The organism is Methanobacterium alcaliphilum (assembly GCF_023227715.1).
In the GTDB taxonomy this organism is placed as follows: Archaea; Methanobacteriota; Methanobacteria; order Methanobacteriales; family Methanobacteriaceae; genus Methanobacterium_E; species Methanobacterium_E alcaliphilum.
This window is the reverse complement of sequence record NZ_JALKIF010000001.1, coordinates 211,855-227,743: the sequence shown is the minus strand read 5'-3', so window position 1 is coordinate 227,743 and position 15,889 is coordinate 211,855. Positions and strand designations below refer to the sequence as shown.

At 34.0% G+C, this 15,889-nt stretch carries 20 protein-coding genes; 14 read left to right on the top strand and 6 right to left on the bottom strand.

Annotated features, from left to right (window positions below):
- Positions 1–15: 15 nt before the first annotated feature.
- From MXE27_RS01155 to MXE27_RS01145, 3 genes are all read right to left on the bottom strand, one after another.
- Positions 16–855, bottom strand: coding sequence for an MBL fold metallo-hydrolase (locus MXE27_RS01155; protein ID WP_248610552.1), 840 nt, complete (start codon positions 853–855; stop codon positions 16–18).
- A gap of 12 nt (positions 856–867) precedes the next feature.
- Positions 868–1,443, bottom strand: a complete 576-nt coding sequence (locus MXE27_RS01150) for a nucleoside/nucleotide kinase family protein (protein WP_248610551.1) — start codon at positions 1,441–1,443, stop codon at positions 868–870.
- Between the two features lie 128 nt (positions 1,444–1,571).
- Positions 1,572–2,225, bottom strand: a complete 654-nt coding sequence (locus tag MXE27_RS01145) for a diacylglycerol/polyprenol kinase family protein (RefSeq protein WP_248610550.1) — start codon at positions 2,223–2,225, stop codon at positions 1,572–1,574.
- A 166-nt stretch (positions 2,226–2,391) separates the two neighbouring features.
- On the opposite strand from MXE27_RS01145, the gene MXE27_RS01140 reads away from it, so the two are divergent.
- From MXE27_RS01140 to MXE27_RS01130, 3 genes are all read left to right on the top strand, one after another.
- Positions 2,392–3,234, top strand: coding sequence for a UbiA family prenyltransferase (locus MXE27_RS01140; protein ID WP_248610549.1), 843 nt, complete (start codon positions 2,392–2,394; stop codon positions 3,232–3,234).
- A 157-nt stretch (positions 3,235–3,391) separates the two neighbouring features.
- Positions 3,392–3,775: a hypothetical protein gene (locus tag MXE27_RS01135; protein ID WP_248610548.1), complete on the top strand. Its 384-nt coding sequence runs from the start codon at positions 3,392–3,394 to the stop codon at positions 3,773–3,775.
- A gap of 127 nt (positions 3,776–3,902) precedes the next feature.
- Positions 3,903–4,334: a hypothetical protein gene (locus tag MXE27_RS01130; RefSeq protein WP_248610547.1), complete on the top strand. Its 432-nt coding sequence runs from the start codon at positions 3,903–3,905 to the stop codon at positions 4,332–4,334.
- Positions 4,335–4,575: 241 nt separating this feature from the next.
- Here MXE27_RS01130 and MXE27_RS01125 read toward each other — a convergent pair whose 3' ends face one another.
- A complete protein-coding gene (locus tag MXE27_RS01125; RefSeq protein WP_248610546.1) occupies positions 4,576–6,531 on the bottom strand; it encodes a cation:proton antiporter in 1,956 nt (651 codons plus the stop codon).
- A gap of 146 nt (positions 6,532–6,677) precedes the next feature.
- Here MXE27_RS01125 and MXE27_RS01120 point away from each other — a divergent pair, with 146 nt between their 5' ends.
- Genes MXE27_RS01120 through MXE27_RS01085 form a run of 8 tightly spaced genes read left to right on the top strand, consistent with a single transcriptional unit; the run spans position 6,678 to position 11,229 of the window.
- Entirely contained in the window at positions 6,678–7,232 is a 555-nt protein-coding gene (locus MXE27_RS01120) for a PadR family transcriptional regulator (RefSeq protein WP_248610545.1), read from the top strand.
- Positions 7,233–7,874 (top strand): GyrI-like domain-containing protein, encoded by a 642-nt coding sequence (locus MXE27_RS01115; RefSeq protein WP_248610544.1) that lies wholly within the window; start codon positions 7,233–7,235, stop codon positions 7,872–7,874.
- Complete coding sequence (locus tag MXE27_RS01110; protein ID WP_248610543.1) at positions 7,867–8,244, top strand: hypothetical protein; 378 nt, start codon at positions 7,867–7,869, stop codon at positions 8,242–8,244. The genes MXE27_RS01115 and MXE27_RS01110 overlap by 8 nt, the downstream gene beginning before the upstream one ends.
- Positions 8,245–9,078: an amidohydrolase family protein gene (locus MXE27_RS01105; protein ID WP_248610542.1), complete on the top strand. Its 834-nt coding sequence runs from the start codon at positions 8,245–8,247 to the stop codon at positions 9,076–9,078.
- A 12-nt stretch (positions 9,079–9,090) separates the two neighbouring features.
- On the top strand, positions 9,091–10,095 hold the full coding sequence (locus tag MXE27_RS01100; protein WP_248610541.1) for a prenyltransferase/squalene oxidase repeat-containing protein: 1,005 nt from the start codon (positions 9,091–9,093) through the stop codon (positions 10,093–10,095).
- Between the two features lie 54 nt (positions 10,096–10,149).
- The gene (locus MXE27_RS01095; protein WP_248610540.1) at positions 10,150–10,341 is read left to right on the top strand and encodes a hypothetical protein; all 192 of its coding nucleotides are present in this window, start codon (positions 10,150–10,152) and stop codon (positions 10,339–10,341) included.
- Positions 10,342–10,530 (top strand): hypothetical protein, encoded by a 189-nt coding sequence (locus tag MXE27_RS01090; RefSeq protein ID WP_248610539.1) that lies wholly within the window; start codon positions 10,342–10,344, stop codon positions 10,528–10,530. It abuts the gene before it with no gap.
- A gap of 9 nt (positions 10,531–10,539) precedes the next feature.
- Complete coding sequence (locus tag MXE27_RS01085; protein ID WP_248610538.1) at positions 10,540–11,229, top strand: DNA alkylation repair protein; 690 nt, start codon at positions 10,540–10,542, stop codon at positions 11,227–11,229.
- 637 nt (positions 11,230–11,866) lie between these two features.
- Here MXE27_RS01085 and MXE27_RS01080 read toward each other — a convergent pair.
- Positions 11,867–12,349 carry a pyridoxamine 5'-phosphate oxidase family protein gene (locus MXE27_RS01080; protein ID WP_342765974.1) on the bottom strand — a complete coding sequence of 161 codons (483 nt, stop codon included), beginning with the start codon at positions 12,347–12,349 and terminating at the stop codon, positions 11,867–11,869.
- Positions 12,350–12,357: 8 nt separating this feature from the next.
- The gene (locus MXE27_RS01075) at positions 12,358–13,722 is read right to left on the bottom strand and encodes an MBL fold metallo-hydrolase (protein ID WP_248610536.1); all 1,365 of its coding nucleotides are present in this window, start codon (positions 13,720–13,722) and stop codon (positions 12,358–12,360) included.
- 110 nt (positions 13,723–13,832) lie between these two features.
- Between MXE27_RS01075 and MXE27_RS01070 the strand changes: the two genes are divergently transcribed.
- The 3 genes from MXE27_RS01070 to MXE27_RS01060 are packed head-to-tail and all read left to right on the top strand — an operon-like array spanning position 13,833 to position 15,778.
- Entirely contained in the window at positions 13,833–14,777 is a 945-nt protein-coding gene (locus tag MXE27_RS01070) for an ATP-binding cassette domain-containing protein (RefSeq protein ID WP_248610535.1), read from the top strand.
- A 37-nt stretch (positions 14,778–14,814) separates the two neighbouring features.
- A complete protein-coding gene (locus MXE27_RS01065; protein ID WP_248610534.1) occupies positions 14,815–15,579 on the top strand; it encodes an ABC transporter permease in 765 nt (254 codons plus the stop codon).
- A gap of 10 nt (positions 15,580–15,589) precedes the next feature.
- The gene (locus MXE27_RS01060; RefSeq protein ID WP_248610533.1) at positions 15,590–15,778 is read left to right on the top strand and encodes a hypothetical protein; all 189 of its coding nucleotides are present in this window, start codon (positions 15,590–15,592) and stop codon (positions 15,776–15,778) included.
- The last annotated feature ends 111 nt before the right edge of the window (positions 15,779–15,889 follow it).

Sequence of the window (15,889 nt, the reverse complement as noted above, 5' to 3'; positions counted from 1 at the left end):
TTCCGGTAAAAATTATTAAAGTTCAATACTGGTTCCCGTAAAACAATAATCTATTTTATCCCCCATAATTCTTTTTAATAAAGAATATGCTTTATCCCCTGTGCAGTGGCAGGTGTAAACTTTTTCTATAGGGTATTCCATTAACTTTTCCCCCATGTTTAACAAATCCTCTTTGAGGGCAAATTCTTCATCTGAACTTTTAATTACCATATGGAAGCCACCAAAAATAGATTTTATCTTCTTTTCAGGATACAAGTCAATAGCAGTCTCCACAATATTCAACAAACCATTGTGGCAACAGCCAGTGAATATATGTATTCCATCGAGTTCAGGGACTATAAGAAACAACTCATGATTAAAGTCGTCATTAATGATTTCACCATTTATCTCCTCAAAAAGGTATTTATTGCCGGGAGGTTTAGGATATTTCTGCTTTATATTGGTTATAATATCCAATCCATTAATTTCAGTATTTTCTGATAAAAAATGTATCCTTTCCGGTTCGTTTTCTAAAAAAGACTTATTCAAACCAACATATTTAAAATCTGATGCTGATTTTTTGGAAAAGTGTTTTCTTTCTGCTGTTTTCTTTAGATATAATGGGGCGTTTTTGTTTTTATCAAAAAAAGCACTTAACCCTCCGCCATGGTCATAGTGTCCATGAGATAATACTGCTACATCTACGTCTTCTAGAGAGATCCCCAGTGTTGAGGCATTTTCCATAAATAAATCTGATTTTCCCATGTCCAAAAGGATATTCCTCCCATTTTTTTCTATATGGATTGATAAACCGTGTTCTGCCACCAAATCCGGCTGATTTATTTTTTTATCGTCAATTAAAATAGTGACTTTCATGGCTAAAACACCTTAATCATATTTTTTATCCAGATCCTCTAAGACAATATCTATCTTTTTTTGAACGCTTTCTATACTCCCGCAGGTATTTATGATGTGCCAATCATTCACCAGGTCCAATGCCTTTTGTCTGGTTTTGACTAAATCGTCCATATTTTCAAACATTTCATGTTCATCCCTCTGGGAAACTCTGTTCAATGATTCTTCAGGAGCAACATCCAGAAAAAACATGTAATGAGTGGTGGGTAGGACTGCTGCCAGTATTTTATATAAAACTTTGTCCAGGGGATTAGGCAAATATGCCACCCCTAAAAGATATCGTGAAAAAATAAGAGTATCTGCAGATTTATCATGATATAATTTAAGGGATCTGATAACATCCAGAGCATAATAAAATGATGCCTTGATATGATTAAGCTTCCCTTTTCCCAGCAGTGCTTCTTTTGCTTTAATACCATACTGATTATCACTTTCCGGGTGAGAACGGAATATTACATTTTCGCCCTGGGAAACATATTTTTCTACAATCAATTGGGCGTGGGTGTCTTTCCCGGCACCATCTAATCCATCTATGATTATGAATCGCATTGTTCACCTGTTTTCATTCTATGTTGAAAAAAATAAAGTTTTAAATAGAGAATTATTAACCATAAATTCATTGGAGATATTAGTTAATAAACTTGTCTCATTTAAGGATATATGAATAAGGGGATCTTTTATAATAATCCCATAAGCAAATAAGTACCCACAGCTCCAAAACAGGCAGTTAAATTATCTATACCTTTGGGAGTGATTCCTTCTAATATGGTGGCCACGAGAGATACTATAATAATAGTTAAAACATTTATGGGCTGATTATAATAAATTAGAACCCCGATTAAGGATATAATCAGGACTAAAAACATGGCAATAGATCCTTCAATACTTTTTGTATCTCCTGAAAGATTATACTTGGTTTTACCATATTTTCCACCTACTAGTGATGCCACTCCATCACCATAGGACATGGCTGCAATACCCACAGCAATTATCCATTGTTGGGTGAAGAAGAAAAAAGCCAGAACGGTCCAGGATATGGCGTAATAAACCAAACCCAAACCATGCCCTGAACTTGATACTTTATGATCTAATTTAATGGGCGAATAAGGGCTCATTAAAAAAGTCAGGAATATAAATGGGGCTGCAGCCAGAAAAGTCATGGCTTCTCTTGTGGCAAAGAGTGGAAGTATGAACAATATGTTTCCCACCATTATATGGACAAATTTCCGACTGAAAGTGGGATATTTACTTAAAACCTTCTCTGATACTAACAGTAAAATTACAACATACCCATATACAAATATTAATCCCCATAAATCACTTTGAACCATGAATTTATAAAGTTGTTACACATATAAGAGAATTTGGATTTTATTTTAAATTCAACAAACTATTTGGGAAGGATATAAGAATAGTTTATGTAGTCAGGGATTAAGTATGAATATAATCTATAAGTTTTCATGAACATATTAAACATTTTTTTACAAGGGTGTTACAATGAATGCATATTTAGAGATATTAAGACCGTGGAATGCGTTGATGGCAGTGATTACCATAATTTTAATGGCTATAATTAGTGGACAGTTCACTTTCAATGCAATGTTAGCAGGAATTGCAGTTTTTATAGCCACAGGGGCAGGTAATTCAATCAATGATTATTTTGATCATAGAATTGATGCTATCAATCGGCCAGAGCGACCAATCCCTTCTGGAAGGATCTCCTTAAAAACTGCAGGAATTTATTCTATAGCTCTTTTTACAGTGGCCATTGCATTGGGATTTATTATCGGAGTTCTACCCGGCAGCATTGTTTTTTTAAGTTCACTTTTAATGGTCTATTATGCATACTCTCTTAAAAGCAAATGCATTATAGGTAACCTTAGTATATCCTTCTTAACAGGCCTTAGTTTTGTATTTGGTGGTGTTGTGGTAGGTGAAATCATTATATCTCTCTATCTTGGATTTTTCGCCTTTTTAATGACTATGGCCCGGGAAATTGTAAAGGACATGGAGGACATGGAAGGTGATAAATCAGAAGGAGCAACCACCCTACCTATTGTTTATGGAAAAAAAGTTTCAGCTATCATTGCTGCTTTCTTCATGGTATTTGCCAGTATTGGCAGCCCTATTTTATATTTCGTGGGCATATTTAACGCCGCATATTTAATCATACTTACAGTGCCAATTGCACTTTTTTTATCTGGAGCAATCTCTATTTTGAAGGATCAATCTGTGGAGAGTACTAAAAAGATTTCTAAAAAGATTAAAGTTGGGATGGCCGTTGTTTTTGTAGCTTTTGCTTTAGGCTCTCCATTTTTCACTTCACTGATGAATTTTTAACCTACTGATTAATAATTGGCAAAAAATTCACAAAACTGAAAATCCACCACTTAATACTATTTTTAATTAATGACACATGATTATTAATGGACCTAAATTTATTTATTAGTGAAAAATCAAACAATTAATTATAAATTTTGTGGAGGGGGACAATATAATGAAAAACTCGTTATTGAATCGTAAGATGTTTTTCGCGGTTTTAATATTGTTTGTTTTCGTTTTTGCTGTTCAGATGGCGGAACCCGCATCTGCTGCTAAGTGGAAAAAGTTCGATAAAGGCGAAAAATTTTTTTATAGTGATTATGATCAACTAATTTCATATAAATGGGTCTCTTATAAAAAAGGCACTAAATATGCCAAAGTATATAGCTGGTGGACCAACCATGACAGTGGGAAAAAAGTTCGAATAAATATTTATTTTAAAAAAATGAGTAAAAAGATTATTCGGATTAAAACATCATCTAATGGTAAAACTAAAACACAATATTTCAGAACTACCTGGACCGCAGCCAGAGCTGCTAAATGGTGGATAAGACATTGAATCCATCAATTATTTTTTTTTAACTTGATATAATAGATTAACACTGCTTTTTTAAATCCCTAATGAACCTAAATTACTTATTATTAAAAAATCAAAGATTAATGTATATACGAAGGGGAGGGATAATATGAATAGAATGGTGTTTGATAAGCGAGTCATTCTTGTGGCTTTGACATTGCTTGTTTTTGTTTTTGCTGTTCAGATGGCTGAACCAGCGGCAGCTGCCAAATATAAGAAGTTTGATAGTGGAACTAAGGTATTTTACAGTAGTTATTGGAATACTTATTATAAATATAGTTGGAATTCATATAAAAAACCAAATTATATCTTAGTAAAAGATAAAACGATTTGGTATGACAATAATGAAAAAATAACTGGTAAATATGTCCTTAAAAAAGTCAATAAAAAGAAATTGAAAATTGTAGATAAATATTACAGCTCACGTACAAAAAAGGTCACTACAAAGGTATATTATAAAAAGACTAAGTTAACTGCCTACAAATACTATAAAAAACACTTCAACAAAAAAGGCAAGGGTGGGTTTGGTAGTGTATTATAATCAATTCTTTTTTTTTAATTTTAAATTCTAATTATGGTATTAATGGGGAGGCGAGGGTACTCCAAGGATGAGGCGGTACCCTTATGTTATAATTAAGAGTACCCTCGTTAACCAAAAAATGGTTAATGAAAATGACGAGTTTTTATACCAAACTTGTCAATCTTCTATCTATTTTATAAAAGACGCTTTAAAAATAGTTTTTCCCAATTTAGTTCATATCTCTCCCAAATCATTCCCAAATCTATTTTTCATATAATGGAGTATTGTTATTAGAGTGGGCCATAATAACAATATCTCCTTTTAAAAGCTCAAAATTAATTTCCGGGTTTTTAAATGTTGCAGAACCTCTTCGAACAGCTAATACTTCATAATCATATTTTTTAATAAAATATTCAAGGGGTTTACCGTCCATCTGGGTTTCTATGGGTATGGATATTATATTAACTGGGGTAGTGTCATTATCCAGAGTGCAGGTCACGGTTTCATTTTGTGATAATGTCCTGAACATTTCATAACCATCAGAACGAATTTCACTTATATAATCATCAATATTTTCCTTAGACAAACCATATTTATCAAGCACCCTGCTGAAGATTTCAATAGATGTTTCAAACTCTTCAGGTATTACCTCATCAGCGCCCCTTAGATATAATTTTTCCATTTCCTTAATATATCTAGTTCTAATAATGGTATATAATTCGGGATTTAGTTTTTTAGCAGTATCAACAATTTTACGTGTTCCTAAAGGATCAGAAATTGCCACTACCATTATCCTGGCCTTATCAATATTAATATTTTTTAAAACTGCTTCATGAACGGCATCTCCAAAATATATGGATTCTCCTCTGATTTTTTCAGTTTTAACTATTTCGGGGTTAAGTTCAACCACAACGTAGGGGATATTTGCTCTTGAAGCGGCTTTAGCCATATTTTTACCATTTATTCCAAAACCAATAATTATTAAATGGTCTCTCAGTATGATTTCTTCTTTTAAGGAGATGCTGTGAAACCCGTGTTTAATTTTAGGTGGCAGCGGTGCTTTATCAGAAAGTTCTGCTATTTTAGGTGCATAATTCATGATAAATGGAGTAACTGACATGGAGATTAAGGAGACAGATAAAAATATTTGAAAGAACTCTTCATTTATTATTCCCAGCTGTAGCCCAGTTGCAGATAAAATAAAAGAAAATTCTCCTATTTGGCTTAAAATCAAACCAACTAATACCATAATCCTTAAGGAAGATCCTAAAACTCCTACACTTAAACTGGTAATTAAAGATTTTATAATTAAAATCAGCACGGTGATTAGTAGTATTAAAAGTAGATTTTCCATTATAAATCCGGGATTAAGCAGCATTCCTATTGAAACAAAAAAGAAGCTCATGAAAATATCTTGAAAGGGCAAGATATTACCCAGGGCTTGATGGCTGTAATCTGTGTTAGATATAATCAACCCTGCTAAAAAAGCACCTAATGCTGTAGATAAACCAATACTTGAAGTAATCCAAGTAACTCCAAAACAAATCAATATTATGGTTAATAAGAATATTTCACTGCTTTTAAATCGAGCAATATAGTGCAATAGTTGGGGAACAACCCACTTGGCAGATATAAATGTGAATAAAATTAAAATTATTCCGGTTAAAAGAAAAATAGGCCAGTTATTGGCGGGAGTTGAGTTTAAACCAGCTAAAAGTGGGGTTAATAAAATAACAAAGACTACAGCAATGTCTTGAAAGATTAGAATACCCATGGATATTTGGCCGTGAATACTATGTAACTGGTTGCTGTCCTGTAAAAGTCTTAAAACAATAGCTGTGCTGCTGAAAGCTATTAAAAATCCTATGAATATTGATTCGGATGCAGAAAAACCTAAAATTTGACAGATAAGATAGATAATAATTAAAGTTAGTGAAACCTGCAGTGAGCCCCCAAAAATTACATATCTTTTAACATGTGAAAATTTTTCAAAAGAGAATTCCATGCCTATTGTAAAAAGGAGGAATATAACTCCTAATTCTGCTAAAAGCTGAACTTCTTCAGTTGAACTGATTAAACCAAGGCCGTGAGGCCCGGCTAATAACCCGGTTACGAAAAATGCCAGAATGGCAGGAATCCTTGCTTTTCGAAATATCAGGAGTACCATGACTGATAATGCAAGAATAATCACAATATCCTTTAATAAAAATATATCCATCTATTTTCTCCTTAAACTTTAATTATTCTTATTTTATTTTGTATTTATTAATATGCTGGTTAATGGTTTAAGTTAATCAATGCAAAATCTTTTTATATTATATTCTAAATATAGAATATTATATTTGTAGAATATCAGGGATCGTCATGTACAATCTATCAGACATTGAAGCAGCTGTTTTAGGCCTACTCTGTGAAGGCCCTCAATATGGGTATAATATCGAAAAAATAGTAGAAGATAGGGGAATGCGCAACTGGACGGAAATAGGATTCTCTTCCATATATTACGTCTTGAAAAAGCTCCAAAAGAACCAGTTAATTGAAAGTGAGATAAAAGAAACGAAAGGCAAACCTGCCCGTAAAATATATACTATTACTCCTTTAGGATGGAATGCAATGGAAGAAAAAGTTAAAACAGTATTGTCTGTTGCAGAAAAACAGATTCATCCCTTTGATTTAGGTATTGCTAATCTAAAAATTATCTCTCCAGAGGAGTCTATCCGTTGTTTAAAATCATATGTAAAATCAGTAAATAAGAGGATTTCATTTTTAGAAGAATCTATTGCCACACATAATAAATTAAAATCTCCCTATTTTGTGGTGGCTCTTTTCGAAAGACCTTTGGTGCATTTAAAAAATGAAAAACAATGGGTTTTGGATTTAATAGAAAAAATCAAAAAAGAAGAAAATTTGAGTGATTAAATGAAGAAAATAGACTATAAAAAAGAATATAAAGAATTGTATTCTGCTTCTAAAACCAAACCATCCTTGGTGAAAGTACCAAAATTAAATTATCTGATGATCGATGGAAAGGGAGATCCCAACACTTCACTAGAATATCAGGAGGCCATGGAAGCGTTATTTCCAGTTTCATTTAAGGTAAAATTCATTTCCAAAAAAGAAAAATCCATGGATTATGTGGTAATGCCTTTGGAGGGACTTTGGTGGGTGGATAACATGGAAGACTTTTCAATTGAAGATAAAAGCGCCTGGAAATGGACAGCCATGATCATGCAACCCGATTTTATTACAAAAACCATGATTAACAATGCCCTAAATGAAGTTGAAGAAAAGAAAAATCCGGAAGCGCTGTCAAAAATCCGGTTTAATAGTTTAGAAGAGGGATTGTCTGCTCAGATAATGCACATTGGTCCTTACTCTGAAGAAGGCCCTACAGTTGAAAAACTCCACAATTTTATTCGAGAAGAAGGGTTTGAGTTTGATGGGGGAGGGAACTGCATGAAACACCATGAAATATATTTATCAGACACGCGTCGAACAAAACCAGAAAAACTTAGAACCATAATTAGACAGCCTTTAGGAGGTATTGCAGAAAATGAATAAAAAATTAAAAGTATTTTTATTTGGATTTTTAGCATGGCTAATTCCATTTGCAGTTTCTTTTATTATTTTCCCACTCAAAGAATCTATGAGGCCATTATTTGAATCAATAATGCCCTTAGTTCTTTCCATAACTGTGATAATTTTAACGTATTATTATCTAAAGAAAATATCCTCGAATTTTATTAAAGAAGGAATTTTGATAGGTATTATTTGGTATGTGATAAATATTGTGATAGATCTATTTTTATTCATGCCTGAAAGTCCTATGCATATGAGCTTTGGGGATTACATGATGGATATTGGTTTAACATACTTAATAATCCCTGTTATAACCATTGGTATGGGTTACATGGCTAATTATGGTGATTAAATGATCATTGATTCTCATGTGCATTTACATCCAACAGAAGAAGTTGGGAAAATGGTAGTTGAAATGATCAAAGAACAATATGGTGTTGGTTATTACAGCTATGGTACTCCTGATGATTATTTAAAGGATATGCAAAGATCCGGTATTGATAAAGCAGTGATGGTAAGTTTTGCCCCGGATAATCAACTAAAAAACAATAATTTCTGGACTGTAGCCATAACCCGCCCTGGAAAAAACAGACCTGCGAAATATCCCATGTTCATCCCATTTATCTCAGTCAGCCCCACCATGAAGGGTAGAACCCCTATTGAAGAATTAGAACATAAATATAAATGGGGAATGAAGGGTTTAAAGATCCATCCTGTGGCGCAGGGATTTGATGTAGGTGATGAGAGGATGTGGCCGGTTTACGAGTGGCTAGTAAAACACAACTTACCTATCACTGCTCATTCAGGGATTAATATTGATAATAAATCATCATTTGGAGAACCAAAAAGATGGATGCCTGTTCTTGAAGAATTTGAATCATTAAAACTAATTTTAGCTCATTTAGGTAATGGTTTCTGGGATCAAACCCTTGAAATAGCTGATAAATTTTCTAATGTCCGGTTTGATACAGCCATCGCCATCTCCCATATTAACACACCAACTACTTTGGATGATGAGGACGCAGTTGATTTGATAAAAGCCATCGGCGCTGAAAAAATACTTTTCGGATCAGATTATCCCTGGATAAACCCCTCGGGGGATATAAAACGAATCAAAGCATTGGAGATATCTGAAAATGATAAAGAATTGATATTGGGTAAAAATGCTGCAAAATTATTCAAATAAGGGAGTGTGCGTATGGGAAACTGGGAATCTTATTTAAATGAAAACCCAATAGATTGGCTTCTGGAGGATAACAATCCCTCTGTCAGATACTTCACATTAACTGAACTTCTAGATAAACCACAAGATGACTTTGAAGTAAAAAAAGCCCGAAAAAATATCATGAAAATAGGTGTTGTCCCTAAAATTTTATCTAAACAAAATAAAGGAGGTTACTGGGGCCCGCCCCAAAATTTTTATCTTCGAGGTAAATATAAAGGAACCTCATGGCAGATAATCGTCCTGGCCGAGTTGGGAGCTAATGGAAAAGATGAAAGAATTCAAAAAACATGTGAATTTTTATTTAAAAATTCTCAAGATCCCTTAAGCGGAGGATTTTCCTACTTATCTAATGCTGAAGGGATAGGTGATCATGAGAAAGTCTTACCTTGTCTGACAGCTAATATGGTTTGGAGTTTTATTAGATTGGGATATTGGGGGGATGAGAGACTTGAAATGGCAATTGAGTGGATATTAAACTATCAGAGGTTTGACGACGAAGCCGGACAGGCCCCTGATGAATGGCCCTATAAACGATGGAAAATATGTTATGGTGAACGCACATGCCATAGTATAATAGTCAAATCTCTTAAAGCATTCACTGAAATACCGGAAAATAAAAAAACCCCTGAAATAAAGGAATATATGGCTAATGCTGCAGAACACATGCTAAACCACCATATCCACAAACGAAACTATCCTCCATCTAAAGGTCGATTTAAGTGGTTGGAATTTGGATTCCCTCTGATGTGGAGCATTGATGCCCTTGAAGTTTTAGGTATTCTCTCTAAATTGGGTTATAAAGATAATAGGATGATGGAAACAATGGACATAATGATTTCAAAGCAGAATACTGAAGGTAAATGGATATTGGAGAATACTTTCAATGGTAGGGTTCAAGCAGCAATTGAACGAAAAAATCAACCAAGTAAATGGATTACATTGAATGCTATTAAGGTCTTAAAAAATTTTTATGGTTAAGAATAGGGTTTATATTTTTCAAAATCAATAACTAATCATTGGGGGTGATTGTTTTTGGATTCAGATAATCAGAAATTGATCCTGTCTGGTATTTTAATGGTCGCGGGTTTGGTAATTTGGGTTGTTTTTGGTTTTTGGGGAAATAATTTCATCTTCAGTATAATTGGTATATTGATGATAGGTGTTGGTGGAAGCATTATTTCTACCATTAGAAAAAGACAATTAGGAAATAATGGGGGTAATTAGATGGATGAAAAAGTTAAGTTAATAATAGGTATTGTACTCTTGGCTATTGCCATTTTGGTGTACCTATTTTCTCAGCTATCTACTTCACTGGAAAGTGTTGGAACTAATTTGATGTTGATTTTCATAGCAACCATACTGGCATTAGCAGGGGTTTTACTTATTTTAAGATCAGTACAGAAACTAGCATAATGGGAGTTGATGGATATAACTTATGGATGCCTGGAAATCATAGAAGAACTTCAATTACTATCCAACCCTGAGGATGTGGCAGGCATGGCCCGTTTTGGAATTAACACTGATAAAACATTTGGTGTTAGAATGCCTCAACTGCGCCGTATAGCTAGAAAGGCAGGAAAGAATCATGAATTAGCTCATAAATTATGGAATTATGGGTATAAAGAAACCATGATAATTGCCAGTATTATTGAAGATCCAAAACTGGTAACTGCAGAACAGATGGATGCATGGGCCGTGGAATTTAATTCATGGGACATCTGCGATCAATGCTGTATGAATTTATTTAGAAAAACAGATTATGCCTATTCAAAGATATTTGAATGGAGTACTCGAGAAGAAAAATTTGTAAAAAGAGCCGCTTTTACTTTAATAGCTGTTTTAGCAGTTCATGATAAACAAGCAGCCGATGAAAAATTTGAACAATTTTTTCCTCTGATAGTCCGTGAATCTACAGACAATAGGAAATATGTTAAAAAAGCAGTCAACTGGGCATTACGCCATATCGGCAAAAAGAATAAGTTGCTAAATGAAAAAGCCATAAATGTTGCTGAAGAAATATATAGGATTGATTCTAAAAGTGCAAAATGGATTGCTAAAGATGCTTTAAGAGAACTAAAAAGTGAAAAAGTTAAAAAAAGAGTGGGAATATAGGGGCCAATTACCAATTCTTTTTTGTGCAAAAAATCACAATAGAATATTCTTTTATATCCGTTTAAATAGCCATAATAGATTTTAAAGCGCTTTAAATTATTTAATAATAATTTTAAAAATCTTTTTTTAGTTAATAACTATTAAATATTCAGAAATTATTAATATGGTGGTAAATATTATTTTAATCAATTTTTAATAAGTATTACAAGTCTTTTGTTGTGGTTTATTTCAAGAATTTTAATATTAATATTTAAAAATATATTTTGGTAACTTATATTCTTTAAAATTGATAAATAATATCTAAAAACTATATTGAATCAAAATAACTTGTTTTAAACTTGTTTTCATTATTTAAAGTTACACTTGAAATCAATGACCGATTATTTAGTGATAATATTCACAAAAAAAATTTTAAAATCTTTATATAAGTGAATATACTATTTGAGTTAGGGTACCACAAGCTTGGGAGGCTTTTGGAATCCATGTGCAAACCATATCCCCCCAATTTTTGGCAAAACATGGATACCGGCCTACTTCAAGCAAAACCCTTATTTTTTATTTTTTAAACTTTTCAAAAATAGTTCATGATTTGTTTTGATATTTTCATGATTTTTAAAAATAGGGATATGGGATTCATTCATGAATTTTTAATCCCTATAATTTTCTCAACATCCACCAATTTCCAAACATAGGAACATTCCATCTCCACCAGATTTGAAATAGGGTCATCTGGTGAATGCCCCAGTGCAGCCATAATATTAGTAGAAAGCTTTTTAGACATGATCAATTCTGCAAACATTTCTCTAATTTGGCGCTGTTTTTTAGGGTCTTTTTCTTCCTCAATACGCCCCTGCAAAGTAACAAACTGATATTTTGATAAATCTGGGCTGTATTCTTCGATTTCAACAGCGACCAATGGATTTTTTCCGAGCATCTCTATTTTTTTACCATACTTGGTGGATAAGAAATACAAGTAATCACCATCGAAAACATATAAAAATGGAGCCATATAAGGATAATCTCCGTTAAATGCAATTCTACTAATATAATTACTTTTTATCAAGTTATCATACTCTTTTTTATCCATCAAAGGAATTTTAACTAGACTCAAGATTATCACCTGCTTTTTTATTTAACCACAGGGTAGCCTGATTTTAACCAGGCACCCATACTACCTAAAACACTTGAAATATTAGAATATCCATTTTTTTTCAATATACTAGCGGCAATGGTTGATTTATAACCAGAATCGCAGTACACAACAATTTTCTTATCTTGGGGTATTTCACGAATCATCTGAGGAATATCGCCCACCCATATGTGGTGAGAACCCTCAATATGAAACCTCCTACGGTCGTTAATTTTCCTCACATCCAGTAAGAACATTTCATCCCCGTTTTCCTGAGATTTTTTAAGTTGATGCACAGACCACATATCCAGATGAGCGACGTCTTTCCCTGCCATATACCACTCTGGAAAACCCCCTCTCAGATATCCCTTAATATTATCATAACCTAAACGTATCAAATAGCGCCACACTTGGTGGGGTTGATCATAATCATCCACAATTAATATGGGGTCGTCGTAATTCAAAAAATAACCTGCAAATGCTGGAAAACCTTCTCTCCAAATATTAATAGTTTCAGGGACATGCCCTCCACCAAAACTGGTTGGCTTTCTAAGATCAACAACCTGTGCCCCATTTTCTATAAATTCTGAAAATTCCCGAGCATTCAAAGGAGGCATGTACGGCAATCTATTTAGAATAGGGGCTCCATACTGATTATTTAGTTCCATCTGTTTGAAATAGGGGGGCGTATAAAGTGTTTCTTCCACTTTTCTTTTGATGAATTCTTCTTTGTTTATCTGAAGCAATGGATTAGTTTTTTTCTCATAACCTACAGTGGTTGTTTCCTGGTCACGTATATCTGCCCCACACACAGATCCTGCGCCATGTGCCGGGCATAAGATAACGTTATCTCCATGTGGGAGAATTTTTTCATGGATGCTGTGATATAAAAGCTCAGCCATATGTGGAGTTTCGGATTCTCCAAAAAAATCAACTCTACCCACTTCGCCGGCAAATAAAACATCACCAGTGAAAATTAGATAAACATCATCTGAAACGCTTTTATCTCTAAGAGCAATCGATATACTCTCATGGGTATGTCCCGGAGTTTCTAAAATCTCTAATTCTAATTTACCCACATTAAAAGTATCTCCTTCCATAACAGCAGTCCCATAACTAAAATCAAGATGTGCTCCGTGAAATATTTCACTATCACTAACACCTGCCAGTTCCAGTGAACCCACCGTGAAATCTTCATTTCGGTGAGTCTCAAAGATATATCTAATATTAAGCCCATGTTTTTGCGATAGGTTCAGATAAATGTCAATATCACGCCGAGGGTCTACAACTACAGCTTCCCCTCCGGATCCAAAAAAATAAGAATTCTGAGCTATTCCCTCAGATTTTATCATTTCCATAATCATCCAACCACTCCTTAGATTTATTATGAAATCAAAATCAAATATAATTTATTACATAATTTTCAATATTAATATAAATAAAATTTTTTAAAAGACCTTTTTTGAGGGTTAAAATGTCATTTATAATTGAAACTGAAAACATAACCAAAAAATATGATGATTTCACTGCAGTGAATTCTATTAATCTTCAAGTCCCTAAAAACAGTGTTTATGGTGTTTTAGGGCCAAACGGTGCAGGTAAAACAACTTTAATATCTATGCTATGCACTATATTAAAACCAACTGCTGGAACTGGCAGAGTAAATGGCTACGATATTATAAAACAGGCTAAAGAAGTCAGAGAGTCCATAGGCATAGTATTTCAATCCAGAGCACTGGATGATATCTTAACTGGCAGGGAACATTTGGAGATGCACGCTTCCCTATATGGTGTACCTCGTGATTTAAGGGAAGAACGGATTGAAGAAGTTCTGGACTTAATTGCCCTGGGCAAAAAAGCAGATGAATATGTCAAAACCTATTCTGGGGGGATGAAAAGGCGTTTAGAAATTGGAAGGGGCCTTATACATCATCCGGAAGTATTATTTTTAGATGAACCAACTTTAGGGCTCGATCCTCAAACCAGAGAAAGTATATGGGATTATATTAAAGATTTAAACCAGGCCAAAGACCTTACAGTGCTTTTAACCACCCACTATATGGAAGAAGCAGATAAACTATGTGACGAAGTGGCTATCATAAACAAGGGGCAAATAATAACCACGGATTCCCCAAAAAACCTTAAAAGAGAATTGAAAGCAGACACTATCACTATCAATGTGGATTCCCCAGAAGAGTTTGTAAATAAAATTAAGCAATATGAATTTATAAAAGATGCCTTTATACTCAACGGCGAAGTGAAACTAATGGTGGAAATGGGTGAAAACCTCATACCATCTGTGGTGGAATTTGCAAGTAAAAATGGATTCACTGTAATATCTATAGAACTGGAACACCCTAGCTTGGAAGATGTATTCATAAAATTCACAGGTTCTAAAATCAGCAGCGAGGGAAAATAATGTTTTTTATAATTAAAATGCCCGGAGGGATGGAATAATGGCAGAATTGGAGGGCATATACACCATATGGCTTAGAGAAACCAAACGATTTTTCAGGTACAAATCAAGGATAGTAACATCTGTGGTAACTCCGCTCTTATGGTTAATAATATTTGGAACTGGACTGGGAGCAGCAATAAGGTTTGGTGCCATGGCAGGAGGATATAAAGCATTCATATATCCCGGTATTATTGGCCAGACCATACTATTCACCTCCATATTCTCAGGCTTATCTGTAATCATGGACCGCCAGTATGGGTTTTTAAAAGAAATACTGGTTGCACCAATATCCCGCCCGTCCATTGTTATGGGAAAAGCACTGGGGATAAGTACTGCAGCGGTCATTCAATCGGCTATATTACTGGCACTATCATTTATAGTGGGAGTATCTATGGATCCACTCACCTTTATCCTGTGCATGTTAATAGCGCTTATAATGTCCGTGGGTCTGGGGGGTCTGGGCCTGGTTATTGCAGCATTCACAGAGAGTATGGAAGGATTCAATCTAATCATGAGCTTCATTGTTCTACCTATGTTCCTTTTAAGTGGGGCTTTGTTTCCCATCACTGGACTACCCCAATGGCTACAAGCAGCAGTATATATAAACCCCCTAACCTATGGTGTGGATGCACTAAGATACGTCACCCTGGGAGAATCTGCACTGCCACTAGGCCTTAGTTTCCTAGTCATGATGTTTTTCGCAGTTCTCATGATATGCGTATCCGCACTCCTATTTATTAAAAAAGAACAGAGTCTAATGTAAGGTATTTGGGATGAAACAAGATAAAATTACTTTAAAACACCAAATAACTGTATATGGTGGGACAATAATTGTTATACTTATTTATATGTATATTGTCTCCATCTTTTATGCAATTTATTCCCTATGGTCATTTATAGGGGCTGTTTTGGTGGCTATGGTGACATTACCCATATTGCAGGGATTGATTTATCCTAAATGATTTTATATTTTTTTATATAATGTATTGTATATACTTATAATCTTACATATAATTTATTTTGATGTAAATAAAAATCATTAACTATATATATCTTATTAGAAATAATAATTA

Coding starts and splice junctions, on each gene's coding strand:
- MXE27_RS01155 (WP_248610552.1), bottom strand. CDS start 855: ATGAAAGTCACTATTTTAATTGACGATAAAAAAATAAATCAGCCGGAT.
- MXE27_RS01150 (WP_248610551.1), bottom strand. CDS start 1,443: ATGCGATTCATAATCATAGATGGATTAGATGGTGCCGGGAAAGACACC.
- MXE27_RS01145 (WP_248610550.1), bottom strand. CDS start 2,225: ATGGTTCAAAGTGATTTATGGGGATTAATATTTGTATATGGGTATGTT.
- MXE27_RS01140 (WP_248610549.1), top strand. CDS start 2,392: ATGAATGCATATTTAGAGATATTAAGACCGTGGAATGCGTTGATGGCA.
- MXE27_RS01135 (WP_248610548.1), top strand. CDS start 3,392: ATGAAAAACTCGTTATTGAATCGTAAGATGTTTTTCGCGGTTTTAATA.
- MXE27_RS01130 (WP_248610547.1), top strand. CDS start 3,903: ATGAATAGAATGGTGTTTGATAAGCGAGTCATTCTTGTGGCTTTGACA.
- MXE27_RS01125 (WP_248610546.1), bottom strand. CDS start 6,531: ATGGATATATTTTTATTAAAGGATATTGTGATTATTCTTGCATTATCA.
- MXE27_RS01120 (WP_248610545.1), top strand. CDS start 6,678: ATGTACAATCTATCAGACATTGAAGCAGCTGTTTTAGGCCTACTCTGT.
- MXE27_RS01115 (WP_248610544.1), top strand. CDS start 7,233: ATGAAGAAAATAGACTATAAAAAAGAATATAAAGAATTGTATTCTGCT.
- MXE27_RS01110 (WP_248610543.1), top strand. CDS start 7,867: ATGAATAAAAAATTAAAAGTATTTTTATTTGGATTTTTAGCATGGCTA.
- MXE27_RS01105 (WP_248610542.1), top strand. CDS start 8,245: ATGATCATTGATTCTCATGTGCATTTACATCCAACAGAAGAAGTTGGG.
- MXE27_RS01100 (WP_248610541.1), top strand. CDS start 9,091: ATGGGAAACTGGGAATCTTATTTAAATGAAAACCCAATAGATTGGCTT.
- MXE27_RS01090 (WP_248610539.1), top strand. CDS start 10,342: ATGGATGAAAAAGTTAAGTTAATAATAGGTATTGTACTCTTGGCTATT.
- MXE27_RS01085 (WP_248610538.1), top strand. CDS start 10,540: ATGGATATAACTTATGGATGCCTGGAAATCATAGAAGAACTTCAATTA.
- MXE27_RS01075 (WP_248610536.1), bottom strand. CDS start 13,722: ATGATTATGGAAATGATAAAATCTGAGGGAATAGCTCAGAATTCTTAT.
- MXE27_RS01070 (WP_248610535.1), top strand. CDS start 13,833: ATGTCATTTATAATTGAAACTGAAAACATAACCAAAAAATATGATGAT.
- MXE27_RS01065 (WP_248610534.1), top strand. CDS start 14,815: ATGGCAGAATTGGAGGGCATATACACCATATGGCTTAGAGAAACCAAA.
- MXE27_RS01060 (WP_248610533.1), top strand. CDS start 15,590: ATGAAACAAGATAAAATTACTTTAAAACACCAAATAACTGTATATGGT.